We start from the raw sequence: 17,815 nt of genomic DNA, 5'->3' as shown, positions 1-17,815 counted from the left end.
CGCCAGAAGGCAATTCAATGCAAAAAAACAATCCCTCCCTCCGCCTCGGAACCGCCCCGCGCAGCGCCCTGCTGTGGGCCGCCGCTGCCATCGCCCCCACCGCCTGGGCCCAAGGTGCACCCGTGGGCACGGTGGCCTATGCACCACTGGCCAGCGTGCAGGCCGTGCCCACGCTGTCGCAGTGGGCCCTGGCGGCGCTGGCGCTGGTTCTGGCCGCGCTGGCCCGCCACCTGCTGCGCCATGGGGCGAACGGCGTGGTGCGCGCCCTGGTGCCCGGGCTGCTGGCCTGTGCGGCGCTGCTGTGCATGCCCTGGGGCGGGCAGGCCATCGCACTGCCGTCGAGCGAGGTCGTGCTGGACAACCCGGCCGGGGGTGTCGCCGACATCCCCGACCACCCGGACCTGGAAATTGCGTTCAGGGACTACCTGCACGTGTACGAAGTGCGCAACACCACGGACCGGCCCCAGCAGATCACGGCAGTCAGCGTGACCCCGGTGCATCGCCTCTTCGACACCGATGACCGGTGCACCGTCGGGCAGATGCTGGCGCCGATGGCCGTGTGCTACCTCCGGGTGGGGCGCCTGCACTGAGAGGCCCCCTTCCAAAGGGAGCACACACCACCCCGCCTATGCCGCAGGGGCCTCCAGCGTCCGCGCTGCGGTAGCGGTGAGGGCGGCCGTGAGCGCATCCAGCACCGCCGACTCCAGGTTCCAGCAGTGCCAGTACAGCTGGATGGGCAAAGAGCGGCCCGGTGCCAGATTCACCATGCTGCCGTTCGCCAGCGCCTCGCGCGCCATCAGCTCGGGCATCACCCCCACGGCCCAGCCTGCGGCCACGGCACGCATCTGCGCCTCGGAGCCCGGCACGAACAGGTGGCTGAGCGCCACGCGCTTGAGCCCGAATGCACGCGCCACAAACTCGGCAGCCATGTCGTCCTTGCGGTTGAACGACAGGAACGACACCTCGCGGAAGTTGTGCGGCGTGAGCCCCTGGGGCAGGTACTGCTCCGCATAGCTGGCCGAAGCCACGGCGACGTAGTGCATGGCGCCCAGCGGCACCATCTTGCAGCCGCGCAGGGCCTGCTTGAGCGTGGTCACACAGCCCAGCACCTGGCCGGAGCGCAGCCATTCCTGCGTGAAATCCTGGTCGTCCACGATGATTTCCAGCGGCAGGCGCTGGCGCACCAGCTCGTGCAGGGCGCCCATGGCCCAGGTGGCGATGCTGTCGGCGTTGATGGCAATCGAGATGCGCTCGTCCTCGCGCGATCCGCCCGGCGCGCTGGGCGCCAGCTCCTGCAGGTCGCGCTCCAGGTCGGCGCGCAGCAGGCGCATCTGCTTGGTGTGCTTGAGCAGCAGCTGCCCGGCCGACGTGGGCCGCAGCGGACGGCTGCGCACGATGAGCACCGAGCCCACCTGCGCCTCCAGGGCGCGCAGGCGCTGTGAGACGGCCGACTGCGTGACGTTCAGGCGCTGCGCAGCGCGCTCGAAGCCGCCCTCTTCAACAATGGCGGCAAGGCATTCCAGGGCGGCGGGATCGTAGGTGCTCATGGTCTCGGGCTCGAACAAAAGAGGGTTGTCTCTACCGCACCGTTTATTAGGTGCGCTGATGTTTTTGGAGTAAGTTTAATTTTGCTTTTAGTTGAATGCAATGTCGCGCACACTGCGCCCCATCGTGTCCCGCACTGGGGCGGGTGGCACGTACAGGTTCACAACGCATTCCGCTTATGAAAACCATTGTTCTCGGCGCCGGCATCATCGGCATCAGCACGGCCTGGCATCTGCTGGAACGCGGTCACGAAGTCATCGTGATCGACCGCCAGCCCGATGCTGCGCTCGAAACCAGTTTTGCCAATGCAGCACAGATCTCGGTGAGCTACTGCGAGCCCTGGGCCAACCGCGAGGCGCCGCTCAAGGCGCTCAAGTGGATGTTCGACAAGGAAGCCCCGCTGCTGTTTCGCCCGCAGATGGACTGGCAGCAGTGGCGCTGGGGCCTGCAGTTCCTGGCGCAGTGCAACGACGCCGCGTTCGAGCGCAATGTGCAGCAGATCGTGGCGCTGGGCGCCTACAGCCATGCCGCGCTCAAGGACCTGGTCAGCACCACGGGCATCGAATACAACCGGCTCGAACGCGGCATTGCCCACTTCTACACCGACCAGAAATCCTTTGACGCCGCCGGCCACGCGGTGGAACTCATGCGCAAGCACGGCGTGCAGCGCCGCCTGGTAAGCCGCGACGAGCTGCTGCAGATCGAGCCCGCGTTCAAGGCCTACGGCGACAAGATCACCGGCGGCACCTACACCAGCACCGACGAAAGCGGCGACGCCCGCGTGTTCACGCAGGAGCTGGCCCGCCGCTGCATGGCGCGCGGCGCGCAGTTCCTCTACGGCCACGATGTGCTGCGCCTGAATAAAATCGGCAATGCTATTGATTCAGTAGCTGTCATGCCAAAACAGGCAAGCGCTGGCGGCAAAAAAGACTTCATATTGAAGGCCGACGCCGTCGTCGTCGCCTGCGGTTCCTACAGCGCACCGCTGCTGCGCAGCGTGGGCGTGGACCTGCCGATCTACCCTGGCAAGGGCTACAGCGCCACGTTCCCGCTGCTCAAGCCCGAGGGCGCGCCCATGGTCTCCACCATCGACGACGGCAAGAAGATCGCCATGAGCCGCCTGGGCAACCACCTGCGCGTGGCGGGCACCATCGAACTCAACGGCTGGGACCTGACGCTCGACAGCACACTGGCCCGCGCACGCTGCCACATGCTGTCGCGCCGCATCGAAGCCATCCTGCCCGGCGTATGCGACACCCGCACCCCCGAACAGGGCGGCGACCCGCAGTACTGGACCGGCCTGCGCCCGGCCACCCCCACCAACATCCCGTTCATCGGGCAGACCCGCGTGGGCAAGCTCTGGGTGAATGCGGGCCACGGCACGCTGGGCTGGACGCACGGTGCGGGCTCGGGCAAGGCGCTGGCCGAGCTGATCAGCGGCGAACAGCCTGCGATGAACTTCGGCTTCCTGGGCCACAGCGGCTCTGCACGGCACACATCGACCACGGCGCTGGCCGCCTGAGAACACCCACACAACCTGCCCGGGTTGGGGCAGACCGATCGCACCAAACCGCGCCCTGCGCGCGCGCACTCAGGTGGCCAGCGCGAGGCCACCGTCCACCCGCAGGTTCTGCCCGTTGATGTAGCCCGCGCCTTCCGAAGCCAGGAACGCGATGGTCGCAGCCACTTCGGCGGCCTGCCCATACCGCTGCAGGGGCACGGTGGTGCGGCGCTCTTCCCACACGGGCAAGGTGTCAATCCAGCCCGGCAACACGTTGTTCATGCGGATGTTGTGCCGCGAATGGCTGTCGATAAAGATCCGCGTGAATGAAGCCAGCCCGGCGCGAACCAGCGCCGATGTCGGAAACAGCGCGCTCGGGTCCACCGCCCAGGCCGCCGACAGATTGACGATCACGCCACCACGCTGCGCTTGCATCAACGGGGTCACCAGCCGCGTGGGCCGGATCACGCTCTGCAGATAGGTGTCCGTCCCCTCCAGCCACCGCTCATCCGCCAGGGACAACAACGGCGCGCGCGGTTCGTGGCCAGTGCTGTTGATGAGCACATCGACCCGGCCCCAGCGGGCTTGCGCCAGATCCACCAGGCGGCCCAGATCCGCCAGGCACCGGCTGGACCCCGTGACGCCAACGCCTCCGAGTTCCTGGGCCAAGGCCTCGCCTTTGCCCGACGACGAAAGAATGCCGACCTGAAAACCATCCTCCGCCAACCGGCGGGCGGTGGCAGCGGCAATGCCGGTGCCGCCCGCGGTGATAAGCGCTACTTTTTCTACTGCCATGATCGTCCTTGGATGCCGCACACCGGCATCTGGCAATTGTTCCGTACCCTTTACGTTTTGGACGATCGGACGGAGCAGCCACCGTGCTTCGATTCAGTAGAAAATCTACACCCATGACCTCCCCGTTGGGCCCCACGCCCTCTCTCAATGCGCTGCGAGCGTTCGAGGCCGCCAGCCGCCATCTCAACTTTCGCCTGGCCGGACTGGAGCTGGGCGTGACCCAGGGCGCCGTGGCGCAGCAGATTCGTGCGCTCGAAGCAGAGCTGGGCCTCAAGCTGTTCGAGCGGCACCCGCGCACCCTGGTGTTGACCCACAACGGCCAGCGCTATGCCACCAACGTGCGGCGCGCGTTCGAGATGCTCGCCGATGCCACACAGGGCCTGCGGCCCGAGCCCCTGCATGTGACGGTCAGCGTCACTCCGACCTTCGCCACCAAGTGGCTCATTCCGAGGCTGGCGGACTACACGCGCCTGCACCCCGGTGTGGATCTGCGGATCCTGGCGACCGAGCGCCTGTCGCACTTTCAGACCGAGGCGGTGGACCTGGCGGTGCGGTACGGCCGCCCTCCATTCGGCCCGGGGCTCACGGCCGATCTCCTGTTCGAAGAGTGCCTGGTGGCGGTGGGCAGCCCGCTGTTGCTGCACCGCTCCGGGCCACCCGACACGGCGGGGGACATCAGCCGCTACGTGCTGCTGCACGACTCCCAGTCTCCATGGGCCGACTACCTTGCGCAGCACACGCCGCCCGCTCCTGTGGCTTCAGATCCCACACCACAGACCATCTGGTTCAACCAGACGACGCTCGCGATCGACGCGGCCCTGACCGGCCAGGGGCTCGCGCTGGTGCAGAAAGAGTTTGTGGCGCAGGACCTGTCCGCCGGTCGGCTGGCCAAGGTGTTTGACGAAGAAGCGCGCACGGGTGCTGGCTATTACCTCGTGGCTCCGCGCAAGCAACGCGCACCCGAGGTCGTCGCGGGCGTGAGGGCGTGGCTGCGAAGCCAGGCCAGCGCATAAAACCGCATCCGCGGCAAAAGCCGCAGGCAACGCGGATGCTCTGGCCCCCTTCAACCCCGACCTGCGAGCCCGTCCAGGGGGGCGAGGTAGCGGACCGGAATCTCCAGCGCATGGAATCCGCCCGCCAGCAGCACCACCAGGCAAACGGCCAGCAGCCAGCCCGTCAGCATCGATCCCACCAACGCCCGCGCCCGCAGGGGCTCCGGCAGGTTCCAGTACAAGGCGCAGCCCACATGCGTGCCCAGCGCGAACACGGCGCAAAAGTAGTACGGGCCAAAGAACCACTGCCAGGGCGGTGTGTGCATGCCCGCCGCTGCAAACTGCAGGTTCGTGTCCACGCCCTGAAACCGGCCCGCCAAGACGGCCGTCACATGGACCACCAGGAACAGCGCCAGGTAGCCCCCCGAGAGGGCCTGCATCCACGCCACGCCCCCACGGCGCCGGCCCCGCCCGCGCCACAGCAAGGTGAGGCCGCTGCCCATCTGGAACAGCAGACAGCCAAGCAGCACGCCTTCGACCCACGGCTGGCGGTAGACCAGGCGCAGGGCTTCCAGCACCGACTGGTGCGCTGCCGCTCCCGCCAGCCCCGCCAGGTGGCCCAGCAGATGGGCCGCCAGGAACGATGCCAGCGCGATGGCACTGGCGCGGTGCACGGCCCGCAGCGCAAGGCGCTGGCGCCATGCCCAGGTGCCTGCCAGGCCGACGGCGGCGGCTCCCAGGGCGAGTTGGCTGGTTGCGTGCATGAAGTTTTCTCCGGAGGTTGCGTGGGACTGGCGGCAGAATAAGCAGCGGCGCCGTGTCCGCCTACTCGCATTGCGCTCAGGTTTCCCCATGTCCCCTGCCTCCTCCGCCCCCCGCCGTTCGCCACGCCAGGAACGCTCGCAGTTCACGGTCGATGCCATCTTCGAAGCCGTCGCACGCATCGTGGCCACACAGGGCGAGGACGCGCTCACCACCAACCGCATCGCCGAGCTTGCTGGTGTGTCCGTGGGCTCGCTCTACCAGTACTTTCCAAGCAAGGAAGCCATCCTCCTGGCCATGCTGGACCAGCACTGCGACCAGGTGATGCTGGAGCTGGACGCCCTGCTCGCCCAGGCCCGCACCGAAGGCTGGACGCCCGAGCAGCAGGTGCGCGGGTACGTGCGCCACTACCTGCAGGCCTTTGGCGGCGGCGCCCGGGAAGGGCGCGCACTCGCCCGCCTGTCGTGGAAGCTCGACTACCGCGCGTCCGTGCTGATCTCGGTGCGCGGCGCCAGCGAGCGGCTGGCCCTGCACCTGCAGCGCGTGGCGCAAGAGCAGCAGATGCCCGCACCCTCGGCGGCCCAGCTGTTTGTGCTCACCCGCGCCTTCATGGGTGCGGTGCGGGCGGCATCGCTGGAACAGTCGCCCTTGCTGGACAGCCCCGAATTCGAGCAGGCGCTGGTGGAGCTGTGCATCGCAACCCTGGCACCGGGCACGGGTCTGCGGGGCGGCGCTACGATGGCGCCATGACCACGCCCACCGCACCGCACTACCTCTTTCTCACCACCTCCACCCGCGAACCGGGCCACACCGGCAATACCGAATGGCTGGCCCGCCAGGCCGCCGCCGCACTGCCTGCCGGCACCCCACAAACCTGGCACCACCTGGCGCACTTGCACCTGCCGCCCTTCGTGGACCAGCGCCACACCACGGGCACCTATGCACCGCCCGAAGGCGACATGAAGACCCTGCTCGACGCCACGCTGGCAGCCACGCACATCGTCTTTGTAGCGCCGGTCTACTGGTACAGCATTCCCTCGCCGCTCAAGACCTACCTCGACCACTGGAGCGCCTGGATGCGCGTGCCCGGCCTGGCCTTCAAGGAGCCGATGGCCGCCAAGACGCTGGCGCTCATCACCACCAGCGGCGACCGCACCAAGGCCCAGCCCATGATCGACTCGGTGGCGCTGTGCGCGCAGTTTTTGTCGATGACCTGGGGCGGCGCCCTGTGGGGCAAGGGCGGGCCACCGGGCGCGGTGCAAGCCGATGCGCAGGCGATGGAGGCAGCCAGCCGTTTTCTGCCGACACCGGCCGCAGGTTGACGGCTTAGCGATCCAGCGACCCGTGCTGGGCCAGGATGCCCAGCCATTCGTGCAGCGCCAGGCTGCTGTCGGCCAGCGCGGAGGCGCGCGGCAACACCCGGTACAGCTTGCGGGCCTGCCCGCCCTTGAAGCCCATGGGCGCGGGCAGCACCTGCAGCCCGGCGCGCTCGAAGGCCTCGGCCGCGCGCACCATGTGCCAGCCATGGGTGACCAGGGCTATGCGCTCGATGCCCGCTGCCTTGAGCAGCGCGGCGGATTTCTCGGCATTGCTGCGGGTGTCGAGTGACTCCACCTCGGTCCAGCGCACCCGCCCTTTGAACTCGCGCTCCACCACGTCCTTCATGACCAGCGCCTCGGCCCGCGTGCCGCCGGTGGAGCCGCCCGTCGCCAGGATGGGCAAGCCCGCCTGCTGCTGCAGGTACACGGCGTAGCGCACCCGCTCGCGGGCGCCCCGGCTGAGCACATCCACGCCGTACTCGGGGGCCACGGTGTCGGCACCACCGCCCAGCACCACGATGACCTGGACCTTCGACTGAAGCAACTGCTGGGGGACGACCGCCGGATAGCGCTCGAGGCTGCGCACCAGCACATCCGACACCGGCGGCCAGGACAGCACCAGCACCGACAGCAGCGACAGCACCACCACCGTGATGCCCGTGCGGCGGTGGTACCGCGCGATCCACAGCCCCAACAGCGCCAGCAGGATGCTGGACACCGGGGGCAACAGCAGCGCAGACAGTATTTTCTTCAGGGCAAACCACATGGCAACAGAAGGAGAAGGAGCAATCAGACCTGCACGCACCCGCCCGGTGGCGCCTTGGCATGGCAGGAAAAAAACGGACCGTTTGGAAGGCCGCATAAAACGGCCGCGCTGGGTGGGGCAAGCTCAGTGCAGCATCCGCCGCTGGGCCAGAAAGTCCAGCAGCGCGGCATCGAAACCCTCGGGGTCCTCCAGCTGGGGCCAGTGCCCGACATGGGGCAGCACCAGGGTCTGCGCATCGGGCAGCACCTGGGCCAGCGCCTCCAGGGCCACGGGGGGTGTGCAGCGGTCCAGCTCGCCCCCCACCAGCAGCGTGGGCATGGCCAGGTGGGCCAGCGCGGCAGCCCCGCGATCAAACGTGGGCAAGGCCTCCAGCGCGCGCCGGTAGGCCCCCGGGTACACCTGGGCCAGTGCATGGCTGGCCAGCCGCACCCCTTCGGGCAGAGCACCGGTGCCGATGAACTGGGGTACCAGCGTCAGCGCCAGCGCCTCCATGCTGCCACCGCCATCCAGTGCGGTCAGGGCGCGCAGCCGGGGCGCCACCCAGTCTTCCACCGCCTGCGCGTCCAGCGCCGGCCCGCCCGCACACAGCACCAGGCGCTGCACCTGCGATGGGCTGCGCACGGCGGCCTCCAGCGCCACCATGGCGCCCATGCCGTGCCCCACCAGCGTGACCGGGCCCCCCTGCAGGGCGTCGATCAAGGCTAGGCAGCTCTGCGCCAGCGCCTTGAAGGTGTAGGGTTCCACGGGCGCACTGCGGCCATAGCCCGGCATGTTCCAGGCCACGGCACGGTAGCCGACCGTGGCCAGTGTTTCCACCTGGGGGGCAAAGGTGAGGTGGTCGCCATCGGCGTCGTGCAGCATGAGCACGGTGGGGCCGGAGCCCAGGGCGGTGAAGGTAGGAAGAACGGCCATGCGGTGGAAAGCGGAACAAGAATGACTACGCACAACGGGTTTCAGGCAGGCAGCTCGCCCCCACGCCAGGTGGTTGCTGCATCCCGATTTGCGCAAGTCTTACGGAAGTAAACCCCGCAACAGCGCGGTGGTGGGTGGCGCCTGATAATAGTTGCTCCCCCCTGCTGCCACCGCTGGCACCGCTTTTGTGAACCCTTCGCCCCCCCGCCCTGCCCTCGCCCTGCCACCGAGCTTCTCCACACGCGAGTTTCGCGATGCACTGGGCATGTTTGCCACGGGCGTGACCATCGTCACGGCCCGCACGGCAGCGGGTGACCTGGTGGGCCTCACGGCCAGTTCGTTCAATTCGGTGTCGCTGGCACCCCCGCTGGTGCTGTGGAGCCTGTCGCACGGCGCCAGCACCCTGCCCACCTTTGCCGATGGCTCGCACTACGCCATCCACGTGCTGGCCGCAGACCAGAAGGCGCTGGCCGAGCGTTTTGCCACGCGCGGCATCGACCGCTGGGCAGGCCTGGAACACCGGCCCGGCATCAGCGGTGCCCCGTTACTGGCCGGGGCTGCTGCCACGTTCGAATGCTTCAACCGCAGCCAGTACAAGGAGGGCGACCACACCATCTTTGTGGGCGAGGTCGAGCGCTGCGAGCACCGCGAAGGCATCTCGCCCCTGCTGTACCACGGGGGCAAGTTCTACACCGAGCACCCTCTGTGACGACCCCCACCGTGGCCGTGCGCCACGTGAACATCGGCCTGGCCCGGCGCCTGAAGGTGGGCGAACGCTCGGTGCTCACCGCCATCGGCAAGGCGCCCATCACCGGCCCGGTGGCCGTGGGCCCGCTGGGCCTGGCGGGGGACGAGCAGGCAGACCCCAGCGTGCACGGTGGCCTGGGCAAGGCCATATACGCCTACCCTGCCGCCCATTACGCGTTCTGGCAGGCACAGCGCCGCGAACGCGGCGTGAGCCTGTTCGATGAAACCTTGCCGCCGGGTTTCATGGGGGAGAACCTCACCATCGACGGGCCGCTGGAGGCGGATGTGTTTGTGGGCGATGAATGGCACTTCCCCCACTGCGTGCTGCGGGTGAGTGCACCGCGCGAGCCATGCTACAAGTTCAATGCCGTCATGGGTTTTGCGCAGGCGGGCCGCACCATGGCCCTGGCCGGATGCTGCGGCTACTACCTGGCGGTGGACCAGCCCGGCACCATCGCTGCCGGAGAGACCGCCACGCTGGTGCCCGGGCAGCGCGGGCTGAGCATTGCGCAGGCGCTGGCAGGCAAGTGGGCAAAGCACTCGCGTTAACCAGGCCCCACTGGATTCATCAATTTTGATAGCTACTGGCGCTTACCAGATAAGCGCCAGAGCCCAATTTGGCTCGAAACCGGGCCTTCAACGCACCGTGTCGGGCAGCTCGATCTTGACTTCCAGCACTTCCAGGTTGTCCTGGCGCTCCAGGTGCACCTTGAGGTCTTCGGGGTTGATCTTGACGTACTTGGAGATCACGGCCACCAGCTCGCGCTGCAGCGCGGGCAGGTAGTCGGGCTCGGCGGCGTTGCGGCCGTTGCGCTCGTGCGCCAGGATGATCTGCAGCCGCTCCTTGGCGACGCTGGCGGTTTTCTTCTTCTCGCCGAGCAGGAAGGACAGGAAAGAAGCCATGGCTTATTTGCTCCCGAACAGGCGTTTGAAGAAGCCTGGCTTTTCCGCGTCGATGAAACGCAGCGGCTTGTCGGTGGCGCCCAGGAAGCGTTCGATCACATCCTTGTAGGCCTCGGACACATCCGAGTCCTTGGCATGGATCGCGGGTGTGCCCTGGTTGGACGACTGCAGCACCACTTCCGACTCGGGGATCACGCCGATCAGCTTGATGCGCAGGATGTCCTGGATGTCTTCCAGGCTCAGCATCTGGCCGTCCTGCACGCGGCTGGGGTTGTAGCGTGTGATGAGCAGGTGCTCCTTGATGGGCTCGCCGCCTTCAATAGCGCGCTTGGTCTTGCTGCCCAGCATGCCCAGAATGCGGTCGGAGTCACGCACGGACGACACCTCGGGGTTCGTCACCAGCAGCGCCTCGTCGGCAAAGTGCATGGCCATCAGCGCCCCGCTTTCGATGCCAGCGGGCGAATCGCAGACGATGTACTCAAAGCCCATCTCGGCCAGGTCCTTCAGGATCTTCTCCACGCCGTCCTGGGTCAGGGCGTCCTTGTCGCGCGTCTGGCTGGCGGCCAGCACGAACAGGTTGTCGCACTGCTTGTCCTTGATGAGGGCCTGGTTCAGGTTGGCCTCGCCCTGGATCACGTTGATCAGGTCATACACCACGCGGCGTTCGCAGCCCATGATGAGGTCCAGGTTGCGCAGGCCGACGTCAAAGTCGATCACGGCAGTCTTGTGGCCGCGCAGGGCGAGGCCGGTGGCAAAGCTGGCACTGGTGGTGGTCTTGCCCACGCCACCCTTGCCGGAGGTCACGACGACGATTTTGGCCATGTGTTGCTGATTCTCTGTGGGGTTGGTACGAATGAAATAAGAACTCAGGCAAGCGGCTCGATGATGAGCTTCTCGCCGTCGAGCCGCACCTGGGCCGGCTTGCCGCGCACATCGGCAGGCAACTCGGTCTCGGTGGTGCGGTAGATGCCCGCGATGGAGACCAGCTGGGGCTCCAGGCAGGTCGAGAAAATGCGGGCTTCGGTGTTGCCACGTGCCCCGGCAATCGCACGGCCGCGCAGCGGGGCATAGACGTGGATGTTGCCGTCGGCAATCACCTCGGCGCCAAAGCTCACCACGGCCATCACCACCAGGTCGGCACCGCGTGCATACACCTGCTGGCCCGAGCGCAGGGGTTTGTCCACCACCACGGTGCCGGGGCCGGGCATGGGCACCTCACGCACCACTTCGACCTCGACCTCGCGGATCACCTCGCGCACCACTTCCTGCACGGGGGCAGCAGGGGCTTCCGCGCGGGCGGGCGGCGCGTCAGGCGCTGCGGCCAGCCCTGCGGCGCGCGCGGCGTCCATCTGGGCGGGGCTGCCGCCGCGCACGGCCACGGGCAGGGTGCTGCGGCTGCGCAGTTCGGCCACGATGGCGGCAAAGTCGATGGGAGCCTCGGCCTCGCGCACGGCGGCCAGGTCGATCAGCACGGGGTCGTTGTCAAAAAAGCCCGGGGCGTCGGCCACGCGCTCGGCCAGGTCGGCGGCAAACTGCGCGGCGTCGGTGGTCTTGAGCACCACGGCCACCACGGGCAGCGAGGCGCTCTTGAGGTCAAAGCTGGTGCGGGACTGCGCCGCCGTCGTAAGGGCCATGAATGGGGTGTGGAAAGGAGCGCGGGAACCGTTTCAGAAGGCGCAAAGTGTACCGTGGGCCTGTGTAAGCGCCTGTTTAGCGTGCTCTGGCAGCAGTCTAGGAGCCCGTCAGCGCTGTCGCTGGACCTGGGCGAGGCTCGGGCCTGGCAGTTCAGCGGCTTTGCCCGGGGCTCGCTGCCGGTGCAGTCGCTGAAGGCAGCGGGATCGTGCTGGTCCGCCGGAGGGCGGGGTGTTATTTGTATCAAACTGTGCTGTTGCGCTTATTAATTCGGCGTCGACAGCTATCATTTTGATAGTCTGGAATGCAGATATATTTGGATCAAGCCTGCTGGGAAACACCTTGGGAAGGGTGGAATCCCCCGCCACGGCCCGCCACAGGTATGCGGATACGACTTCACCCTTCAGAGAAAGAGCATGTATGCATGACGCCAACTTGACCCTTGCTCAGAAAAGAGCCCACCGAGAAACCCCTCAGGCCATGAGCGCCCTGCGCACCGCGCTGGCACTCAGCTGTGCCGCGCTGGCCTTGGCAGGCTGTGGGGGTGGATCTGATTCCAGCCCTGTCGAGACGCCCACCCAATTGGCCGCTCCAGAGAACTTCACAGTCGGTTCGTTTGCCTTTTTTTCCTGGAAGGCAACGCCAGAGGCAACCCGCTACGAGCTCTTCACCGACCCTGATGGCCCAGGCCCCCAGCCTGAAGCCCGGATGGGCGACGCGGAGGGTTTCACCTACTCTTCCTTCAATCAGCAATTCAATGGCAGTCTCACCACTGGCCGTTACCGCTATGCCGATTTCATCAACGCGACCTACCGCTTGCGTGCATGCAACACCACGGGATGTGGCGCGTTCACGGCGGCCCAGGTGTTCGATATTGCCAAGAGCATCAGCTACGAATTCCCCACAGGACGCTCGCCCCTCAAGACGTCCGTGGGCAATACCTCCCTCGAATCCCTGTCCCGGGACGGACTGACGTTGGCCGTCGCCTTGGACAATTTGTACATTTTCGCGCGCAGCTCGACTGCCCATCCGTGGCAGCAGCAGGCCATGTTTTCGTCTCGCGCGACCCGGCTGGTGCTGTCCGCAGACGGCAACACCCTGGCCGTGAGCGGTTTTTTCAATGCCGACGCGCCGCCCGTGCAGGTATACCAGCGCAGCAACGCCACCTGGAGCCTCCAAACCACGGTGGACGCGACGCAGACGCCCCCGGCATGCACGCAGCCCTGCAAAGTGATTGCGGACAACACGGCGCTGTCGGCCGACGGCAACGTGCTCGCCGTCACGGGCCGTTCGGGTTCCGCAGGCTCCGACACCAACGCCGTTTTCACGTACCTGCGCACCGGCACTGCGTGGGCCCCCCAAAGCTATCTGGCGCCAGCTGCCACCTCCGTAGGGTCGGCGATGGCCCTGTCGGGCGACGGCCGCACACTGGCCGTGAATGGTGGCGCATTCACCAGAACCCAGTTCACCACACCCCCGTACCTGTACGTCTATGTGCAAAGCCCTGAAGGCGCATGGAGCGAACAAGCGCGCCTGCCCGCCGGGATCATGAATTTTCTGGACATTGCCGCATCACGGTTCAGCACGGTGAAGCTGTCCAGCGATGGCAACACCCTGGCTGTCGAAGCCAATCACTTGCCGGGCAACCAGCCCGCAGAGTTCAACATCGGCACCGGGGATCTCACCTGCGGCAGCACGGAACCCTGGAACACAGCGCCCGTGCCAGCAGGGTCCTACAGCAACGCCGCGTGGCACATCGCTGTGTTTGCACGCGATGGCAGCGCAAACTGGCGCAGGCAGGCCGTCATGGCGCGCTCCGGCGTCCAATGGGCCTTGGCAAACGACGGCAATGCCCTGTTCTACGGAGGTTCGCTGTTCACGCGCAGCAGTGGCACCTGGGCTTGCCCTTGATCGCCTGATCTGCGAACCACCGCGCCATGCCCCACACCCGCAAGCCCCACCTCGACGCCCTCGCCATCTCTCTGTTGCTGACTTGCTGCATGTTCTGGGGCTTCCAGCAGGTGCTGGTCAAAGCCACGGTGGCCGAGGTGGCGCCGGTGTTCCAGGCGTTTGTGCGCTTTGCGCTGGCCACGGTGGCGGTGGCGGCCTGGTGCCTGTGGCGTGGCGTGCGGCTGTCGGCGGCGGCCGAGCCTGCCGGGGCAGCCCGCGCCGGGCTGCTGGCCGGGGCGCTGTTTGCGGGCGAGTTTGCGTGTATTTACCTGGGCCTGCAGTACACCACCGCCTCGCGGCTCACGGTGTTTCTGTACGCCTCGCCGTTCTGGGTAGCCCTGCTGCTGCCGCGCTTCATTCCTGGTGAGCGCCTGCAAGGCTGGCAGTGGCTGGGCCTGGCTGCCGCGTTTGTGGGCGTGGGGCTGGCGCTGGGCGACGGGCTGCTGGGCCCCGCCAATGCCGCCCTGCCCCAGGCATGGCTGGGCGATCTGCTCGGGCTGGCGGCCGGGCTGATGTGGGCGCTGACCACGGTGGTCATCCGCACCACGCCGCTGGCGCGCGTGGCCCCGGCCAAGCAGTTGCTGTACCAGGTGGGCGTGAGCACGGCGGTACTGCCCGTACTGTCGCTGGGCCTGGGCGAGGCGTGGGTCTGGCAGTTCAGCGGCTTTGCCTGGGGTTCGCTGCTGGTGCAGGCGCTGGTGGGTGCGTTTGTGAGCTACCTGGCCTGGATGTGGATGCTGGCGCACTACCCGGCCACCAAGATCTCGGTGTTTGTGTTCCTCACGCCCGTGTTTGCGCTGCTGTTTGGCGCCTGGTGGCTGGGCGAGCCCATCACCCCCGGGCTTGTGGCGGCGCTGGTGCTGGTGGCGGCAGGCATCGTGCTGGTGAACCGGCGGCCTGCGGTCGCGTAGTACCCGGGACAAAAGAGTTTGCATAAAAACACGGCCTAGCGCTTTACCAAAAAGCGCTCAACGCTGCTATTTTGATAGCAATTCTTTTGCAGGCGGGTGTTGTCAGCCAACCCGACTCAGTGCGTACCGCGTATCCAGCAACACTTGAATGCGCGCACCCAGCGCGGCGCCCTCATCGTCCTCCAGTCGTGTGAACTGCTGGGTCCAAGCCTCAGACTGCGCAAAATTCGGAAACCGGGGCGGTTCGCCCCACAGCCAGTCCGGGTGGGTGGCCCGGGGGCTTCTTCCAAACACGTGCAGGTGCATCTTGCGGTGCAGCGCGGGGGTTTTGGGCCTCAGAGCCTGTTCAAAGTCTTTTTGGAGTCGCACAAGTACCTTGCCGGGATGGGATGCAAGGCGCGGTGCGCAGTTGATAGCTTGGCTATCAACAAGCGCCGCAACGCCGCAGACCGCCCGGCAAGGCACTTGCCCGAAGGGTTGGAGTGAAATCGGGTGATTGAACGCCCCGGCTGCTTGCATGGGCACGAGCCCATGCGGCGCATCCGAAGCATCCACTCATCCCGATTGCACTCCAATGCGACCTCCAAAAAGACTTTGAACAGGCTCTAGGGGTGGGCCAGCGGGTTCAGCGCGTTGTTGCCTGCATCCCAGTAATTGAGGCAGCCACCAGCGAGCTGCGGCAAGGTGTCGAGCATGGCCCGGCCCGTTGCGGCCACCAGGCACGACCAATGCGCCAGCTCTTCGGGTGTCAGCTCGCTGCGTTCCCAGACGGGGCGCGGCGGGTGGACCAGCACATGCCCGCCATCGCTGCGGTGGTTCATGGGCCGCGCGGGCAGGTCAACGGTGCCACCGGCGCAGCGGATCAAGGTGGTGTGGATGTTCACGGGGACTTCTCCAAAACGGAAGGTTGTAAAAAGGGGGCGATGGACGATCGGCGCCTCATTCGTCGCTGCGCGGCACCCAGCAGGCGATGGCCGTGGCCGACAGCAGCAAGGCTGCAACGCCATACACCCAGGCAGAGGGTGCAATGGGCAGCAGCACACCCGCCAGCACCGGGCCCGCACCGGCGCCCAGGTCCCGCCACACCGACCGTGTCGCCAGCGCCTGGATGCGCCCCGGCCCCGGCGTGCGGCGCGCCACCAGCGGTGGCAACAGCGGCAGCAGCAGGGCCCGCAAAATCACGATGGCCAGTGCGCTGGTCCACAGCCACCCCAGGCCAAAACCCACCAGGGCCACCGACGTCAGCACCGCAAAGCCCACCAGCAGCACTTCGGCGCCGTAGCGCTCGGCCAGGTCGCCGCCCAACGCGCTCAGCACGATCTCGGCCAGATAGCGGACCGACAGCAACAGCCCCGCCACGATCACCGGATGGCCCGGCAGCACATCGCGGCCCAGGTACGACAAGCCGATGATGAACAGGCCGTCCAGCACCAGCCCCTCGACGAATGAAAAACGGTCCAGGCTACCGGGGAGCCTGCCCCAGCGCTTCTCCGGGGGCGGCAGGGCATGCGGCTGGGCGGGCAAGTGCCGCGTGGCCAGCAAGGCGCACAACGCAACAGCCGCAAACACAAAGAAGATGGCCCGGGGCTCCCACCAGAGCGCGCAGACACCGCCAGCGGGCAGGGCCAGCATGGGCCCCAGCGCTGCAAAGGCGCGCGACTGCCCGGCGCGGCGCGCTGCGCCCACAGGCTCGGCCGTGGCCAGCGCCTGCGTGGCGAGGTTCAGCGCCGCAAACGCCAGGCCCCACAGCAGCCGCAGGCCCAACAAGGCGATGAAGCCGCTGAGGGTGGCGTACCCCAACGCACACGCGGCGGCGGCCAGCACGGCCAGCGAGCAGGTGAGGCGCTCGCCATGGCGGGCATAGAACCGCGCCACCGCCCCGTAGCCCGCAATGCGCACGAGGCGGTTTGCGGCCAGCAGAATGCCCGCCTCGAACAGGGTGACGCCAAACGCCGGGGCAAACATCGGCAGCAGCAGGTAGAGCACCGTGTCCCCGGGGAGTGACAGGCCCAGCGCCAAGGCGGCGCGGCGCGAGTGGAGGTCTGAGGCAGAGGGGTTGGCTGGAGGCTGTGGCATGGCCCGCATGGTGCGCGGCGGTGCCCGGCGCGACAAACGATATTGCTGCGCCCCATGCGTGACAAAATTGCACGCATGTCACCCCGCCTGCCCCCGCTCAACGCCGTCCGCGCCTTTGCGGCGGCGGCGCGCCACCAGAGCTTTACACGCGCTGCGCTGGAGCTGCATGTCACTCACAGCGCCATCAGCCGCCAGATCAAGGCGCTGGAGGAGCACCTGGGCGTGGACCTGTTCGAGCGCAAGACGCGGCAGGTGCTGCTCACGGCGGCGGGGCATCAGTTTCACGCGCAGGTCGGGCCTGCACTCGCGCAGATCGGCGCCGCCGCCCAGTCGCTGCGGGGCGACGCCGGCCTGCGCAGCGTCAAGATCAACGTGCGGCCCAGCTTTGCGGTGCGTTGGCTGATCCCCAGGCTGCCGGGTTTTGTGGCCCAACATCCGGACATCGAGCCCCAGGTCATCACCAGCACGCTGGCACCCGACCATGCGGCCGAGGCTTTCGACCTGGCCCTGCGGCGCGGCCCGCGCGGGTGGCCGCCGGGTTTGCAGGTCCATCCGTTCCTGGAGGACGAGGCACTGGTGGTGGGGTCGCCTGCCCTGTTCGCCCAGCGCCCGGTGACGCGGCCCGAGGCGTTGTCGTCCCACGTGCTGCTGCTGTCCAAGTCGCGCAGCAAGGACTGGGAAAGCTGGAAGAAGCAGGTGAACGCGCCAGCGCTCCAGCCTGCCGGCTGCCTGCAGTTTGATCACCTGCACTTTGTGCTGCAGGCCGCCGTGGACGGGCTGGGCTTTGCGATGGCGCCGGTGTCGTTGATCACGCACGACCTGGCGTCGGGGCGCTTGGTGTCGCCTTTGCCCACCTTGCGGTTGCCGCTGACCCGGCACTACTTCGGCACGGCCCCGGACCCGTCGCTGGAGACGCTGCGTTTTGTGCAGTGGCTCAGGGAAGAGATGGAAGCATCAGCGCCTTCCGAAGCAGTCCCCGTACAGCCGATTTCTGATTAAAAACG

General features: G+C 67.2%; 20 protein-coding genes. 10 read left to right on the top strand and 10 right to left on the bottom strand.

The genetic code is table 11. From position 1 onward, the window contains the following. Nucleotides 1-17 precede the first annotated feature (17 nt). Nucleotides 18-590: a midcut-by-XrtH protein gene (locus tag ARADN35_RS0119895; protein ID WP_010465286.1), complete on the top strand. Its 573-nt coding sequence runs from the start codon at nucleotides 18-20 to the stop codon at nucleotides 588-590. A gap of 36 nt (nucleotides 591-626) precedes the next feature. Here ARADN35_RS0119895 and ARADN35_RS0119890 read toward each other — a convergent pair whose 3' ends face one another. Then, nucleotides 627-1,547 (bottom strand): LysR family transcriptional regulator ArgP, encoded by a 921-nt coding sequence (locus tag ARADN35_RS0119890; RefSeq protein ID WP_029414220.1) that lies wholly within the window; start codon nucleotides 1,545-1,547, stop codon nucleotides 627-629. Nucleotides 1,548-1,723: 176 nt separating this feature from the next. Between ARADN35_RS0119890 and ARADN35_RS0119885 the strand changes: the two genes are divergently transcribed. After that, complete coding sequence (locus ARADN35_RS0119885) at nucleotides 1,724-3,067, top strand: D-amino acid dehydrogenase (protein WP_010465282.1); 1,344 nt, start codon at nucleotides 1,724-1,726, stop codon at nucleotides 3,065-3,067. A 69-nt stretch (nucleotides 3,068-3,136) separates the two neighbouring features. Here ARADN35_RS0119885 and ARADN35_RS0119880 read toward each other — a convergent pair whose 3' ends face one another. Beyond that, entirely contained in the window at nucleotides 3,137-3,841 is a 705-nt protein-coding gene (locus ARADN35_RS0119880; protein WP_010465280.1) for an SDR family oxidoreductase, read from the bottom strand. Between the two features lie 113 nt (nucleotides 3,842-3,954). Here ARADN35_RS0119880 and ARADN35_RS0119875 point away from each other — a divergent pair, with 113 nt between their 5' ends. Continuing rightward, complete coding sequence (locus ARADN35_RS0119875; RefSeq protein ID WP_010465278.1) at nucleotides 3,955-4,854, top strand: LysR substrate-binding domain-containing protein; 900 nt, start codon at nucleotides 3,955-3,957, stop codon at nucleotides 4,852-4,854. 50 nt (nucleotides 4,855-4,904) lie between these two features. On the opposite strand, the gene ARADN35_RS0119870 is transcribed toward ARADN35_RS0119875, so the two are convergent. Beyond that, nucleotides 4,905-5,597: a hypothetical protein gene (locus ARADN35_RS0119870; protein ID WP_010465277.1), complete on the bottom strand. Its 693-nt coding sequence runs from the start codon at nucleotides 5,595-5,597 to the stop codon at nucleotides 4,905-4,907. 88 nt (nucleotides 5,598-5,685) lie between these two features. On the opposite strand from ARADN35_RS0119870, the gene ARADN35_RS0119865 reads away from it, so the two are divergent. Then, a complete protein-coding gene (locus tag ARADN35_RS0119865; RefSeq protein WP_010465274.1) occupies nucleotides 5,686-6,345 on the top strand; it encodes a TetR/AcrR family transcriptional regulator in 660 nt (219 codons plus the stop codon). Next, the gene (locus ARADN35_RS0119860) at nucleotides 6,342-6,917 is read left to right on the top strand and encodes a flavodoxin family protein (RefSeq protein WP_010465272.1); all 576 of its coding nucleotides are present in this window, start codon (nucleotides 6,342-6,344) and stop codon (nucleotides 6,915-6,917) included. The genes ARADN35_RS0119865 and ARADN35_RS0119860 overlap by 4 nt, the downstream gene beginning before the upstream one ends. Nucleotides 6,918-6,921: 4 nt before the next feature. On the opposite strand, the gene ARADN35_RS0119855 is transcribed toward ARADN35_RS0119860, so the two are convergent. Both ARADN35_RS0119855 and ARADN35_RS0119850 read right to left on the bottom strand, forming a co-directional pair. Further along, on the bottom strand, nucleotides 6,922-7,680 hold the full coding sequence (locus ARADN35_RS0119855; RefSeq protein WP_010465270.1) for a YdcF family protein: 759 nt from the start codon (nucleotides 7,678-7,680) through the stop codon (nucleotides 6,922-6,924). 123 nt (nucleotides 7,681-7,803) lie between these two features. Further along, nucleotides 7,804-8,592, bottom strand: coding sequence for an alpha/beta fold hydrolase (locus ARADN35_RS0119850; RefSeq protein WP_010465269.1), 789 nt, complete (start codon nucleotides 8,590-8,592; stop codon nucleotides 7,804-7,806). A 187-nt stretch (nucleotides 8,593-8,779) separates the two neighbouring features. Between ARADN35_RS0119850 and ARADN35_RS0119845 the strand changes: the two genes are divergently transcribed. Next, a complete protein-coding gene (locus tag ARADN35_RS0119845; RefSeq protein ID WP_029414219.1) occupies nucleotides 8,780-9,301 on the top strand; it encodes a flavin reductase family protein in 522 nt (173 codons plus the stop codon). Next, the gene (locus tag ARADN35_RS0119840) at nucleotides 9,298-9,888 is read left to right on the top strand and encodes an MOSC domain-containing protein (RefSeq protein ID WP_010465265.1); all 591 of its coding nucleotides are present in this window, start codon (nucleotides 9,298-9,300) and stop codon (nucleotides 9,886-9,888) included. Before ARADN35_RS0119845 ends, ARADN35_RS0119840 begins: the two co-directional genes overlap by 4 nt. A gap of 87 nt (nucleotides 9,889-9,975) precedes the next feature. Here the strand turns inward: ARADN35_RS0119840 and minE are convergent, their stop codons facing one another. From minE to minC, 3 genes are read right to left on the bottom strand one after another with little or no spacing between them, the layout of a single operon-like run. After that, nucleotides 9,976-10,242 carry a cell division topological specificity factor MinE gene (minE, locus tag ARADN35_RS0119835; RefSeq protein WP_010465263.1) on the bottom strand — a complete coding sequence of 89 codons (267 nt, stop codon included), beginning with the start codon at nucleotides 10,240-10,242 and terminating at the stop codon, nucleotides 9,976-9,978. A 3-nt stretch (nucleotides 10,243-10,245) separates the two neighbouring features. After that, on the bottom strand, nucleotides 10,246-11,064 hold the full coding sequence (gene minD / locus ARADN35_RS0119830) for a septum site-determining protein MinD (RefSeq protein ID WP_010465261.1): 819 nt from the start codon (nucleotides 11,062-11,064) through the stop codon (nucleotides 10,246-10,248). 44 nt (nucleotides 11,065-11,108) lie between these two features. Next, nucleotides 11,109-11,876 carry a septum site-determining protein MinC gene (gene minC, locus ARADN35_RS0119825; protein ID WP_010465259.1) on the bottom strand — a complete coding sequence of 256 codons (768 nt, stop codon included), beginning with the start codon at nucleotides 11,874-11,876 and terminating at the stop codon, nucleotides 11,109-11,111. A 478-nt stretch (nucleotides 11,877-12,354) separates the two neighbouring features. On the opposite strand from minC, the gene ARADN35_RS0119820 reads away from it, so the two are divergent. Both ARADN35_RS0119820 and ARADN35_RS0119815 read left to right on the top strand, forming a co-directional pair. Continuing rightward, a complete protein-coding gene (locus ARADN35_RS0119820) occupies nucleotides 12,355-13,785 on the top strand; it encodes a hypothetical protein (protein WP_010465257.1) in 1,431 nt (476 codons plus the stop codon). A 26-nt stretch (nucleotides 13,786-13,811) separates the two neighbouring features. Next, the gene (locus ARADN35_RS0119815) at nucleotides 13,812-14,735 is read left to right on the top strand and encodes a DMT family transporter (RefSeq protein WP_010465255.1); all 924 of its coding nucleotides are present in this window, start codon (nucleotides 13,812-13,814) and stop codon (nucleotides 14,733-14,735) included. A gap of 605 nt (nucleotides 14,736-15,340) precedes the next feature. Here the strand turns inward: ARADN35_RS0119815 and ARADN35_RS0119805 are convergent. Together ARADN35_RS0119805 and ARADN35_RS0119800 are read right to left on the bottom strand one after the other, a co-directional pair. Beyond that, a complete protein-coding gene (locus ARADN35_RS0119805) occupies nucleotides 15,341-15,619 on the bottom strand; it encodes a hypothetical protein (protein WP_010465250.1) in 279 nt (92 codons plus the stop codon). 55 nt (nucleotides 15,620-15,674) lie between these two features. Then, complete coding sequence (locus ARADN35_RS0119800; RefSeq protein ID WP_035197502.1) at nucleotides 15,675-16,820, bottom strand: MFS transporter; 1,146 nt, start codon at nucleotides 16,818-16,820, stop codon at nucleotides 15,675-15,677. A gap of 66 nt (nucleotides 16,821-16,886) precedes the next feature. On the opposite strand from ARADN35_RS0119800, the gene ARADN35_RS0119795 reads away from it, so the two are divergent. Then, on the top strand, nucleotides 16,887-17,810 hold the full coding sequence (locus tag ARADN35_RS0119795; protein WP_035197576.1) for a LysR substrate-binding domain-containing protein: 924 nt from the start codon (nucleotides 16,887-16,889) through the stop codon (nucleotides 17,808-17,810). Nucleotides 17,811-17,815 lie beyond the last annotated feature (5 nt).

This window comes from Acidovorax radicis N35, from assembly GCF_000204195.1.
GTDB lineage: Bacteria > Pseudomonadota > Gammaproteobacteria > Burkholderiales > Burkholderiaceae_C > Acidovorax > Acidovorax radicis.
The sequence above is the reverse complement of the archived record's forward strand: the minus strand, read 5'-3'. Positions and strand labels throughout refer to the sequence as shown.

Excerpts from the sequence above, each read along its gene's own strand:
- ARADN35_RS0119895 (WP_010465286.1), top strand. The coding sequence starts at position 18 with ATGCAAAAAAACAATCCCTCCCTCCGCCTCGGAACCGCCCCGCGCAGC.
- ARADN35_RS0119890 (WP_029414220.1), bottom strand. The coding sequence starts at position 1,547 with ATGAGCACCTACGATCCCGCCGCCCTGGAATGCCTTGCCGCCATTGTT.
- ARADN35_RS0119885 (WP_010465282.1), top strand. The coding sequence starts at position 1,724 with ATGAAAACCATTGTTCTCGGCGCCGGCATCATCGGCATCAGCACGGCC.
- ARADN35_RS0119880 (WP_010465280.1), bottom strand. The coding sequence starts at position 3,841 with ATGGCAGTAGAAAAAGTAGCGCTTATCACCGCGGGCGGCACCGGCATT.
- ARADN35_RS0119875 (WP_010465278.1), top strand. The coding sequence starts at position 3,955 with ATGACCTCCCCGTTGGGCCCCACGCCCTCTCTCAATGCGCTGCGAGCG.
- ARADN35_RS0119870 (WP_010465277.1), bottom strand. The coding sequence starts at position 5,597 with ATGCACGCAACCAGCCAACTCGCCCTGGGAGCCGCCGCCGTCGGCCTG.
- ARADN35_RS0119865 (WP_010465274.1), top strand. The coding sequence starts at position 5,686 with ATGTCCCCTGCCTCCTCCGCCCCCCGCCGTTCGCCACGCCAGGAACGC.
- ARADN35_RS0119860 (WP_010465272.1), top strand. The coding sequence starts at position 6,342 with ATGACCACGCCCACCGCACCGCACTACCTCTTTCTCACCACCTCCACC.
- ARADN35_RS0119855 (WP_010465270.1), bottom strand. The coding sequence starts at position 7,680 with ATGTGGTTTGCCCTGAAGAAAATACTGTCTGCGCTGCTGTTGCCCCCG.
- ARADN35_RS0119850 (WP_010465269.1), bottom strand. The coding sequence starts at position 8,592 with ATGGCCGTTCTTCCTACCTTCACCGCCCTGGGCTCCGGCCCCACCGTG.
- minE (WP_010465263.1), bottom strand. The coding sequence starts at position 10,242 with ATGGCTTCTTTCCTGTCCTTCCTGCTCGGCGAGAAGAAGAAAACCGCC.
- minD (WP_010465261.1), bottom strand. The coding sequence starts at position 11,064 with ATGGCCAAAATCGTCGTCGTGACCTCCGGCAAGGGTGGCGTGGGCAAG.
- minC (WP_010465259.1), bottom strand. The coding sequence starts at position 11,876 with ATGGCCCTTACGACGGCGGCGCAGTCCCGCACCAGCTTTGACCTCAAG.
- ARADN35_RS0119820 (WP_010465257.1), top strand. The coding sequence starts at position 12,355 with ATGAGCGCCCTGCGCACCGCGCTGGCACTCAGCTGTGCCGCGCTGGCC.
- ARADN35_RS0119815 (WP_010465255.1), top strand. The coding sequence starts at position 13,812 with ATGCCCCACACCCGCAAGCCCCACCTCGACGCCCTCGCCATCTCTCTG.
- ARADN35_RS0119800 (WP_035197502.1), bottom strand. The coding sequence starts at position 16,820 with ATGCGGGCCATGCCACAGCCTCCAGCCAACCCCTCTGCCTCAGACCTC.
- ARADN35_RS0119795 (WP_035197576.1), top strand. The coding sequence starts at position 16,887 with ATGTCACCCCGCCTGCCCCCGCTCAACGCCGTCCGCGCCTTTGCGGCG.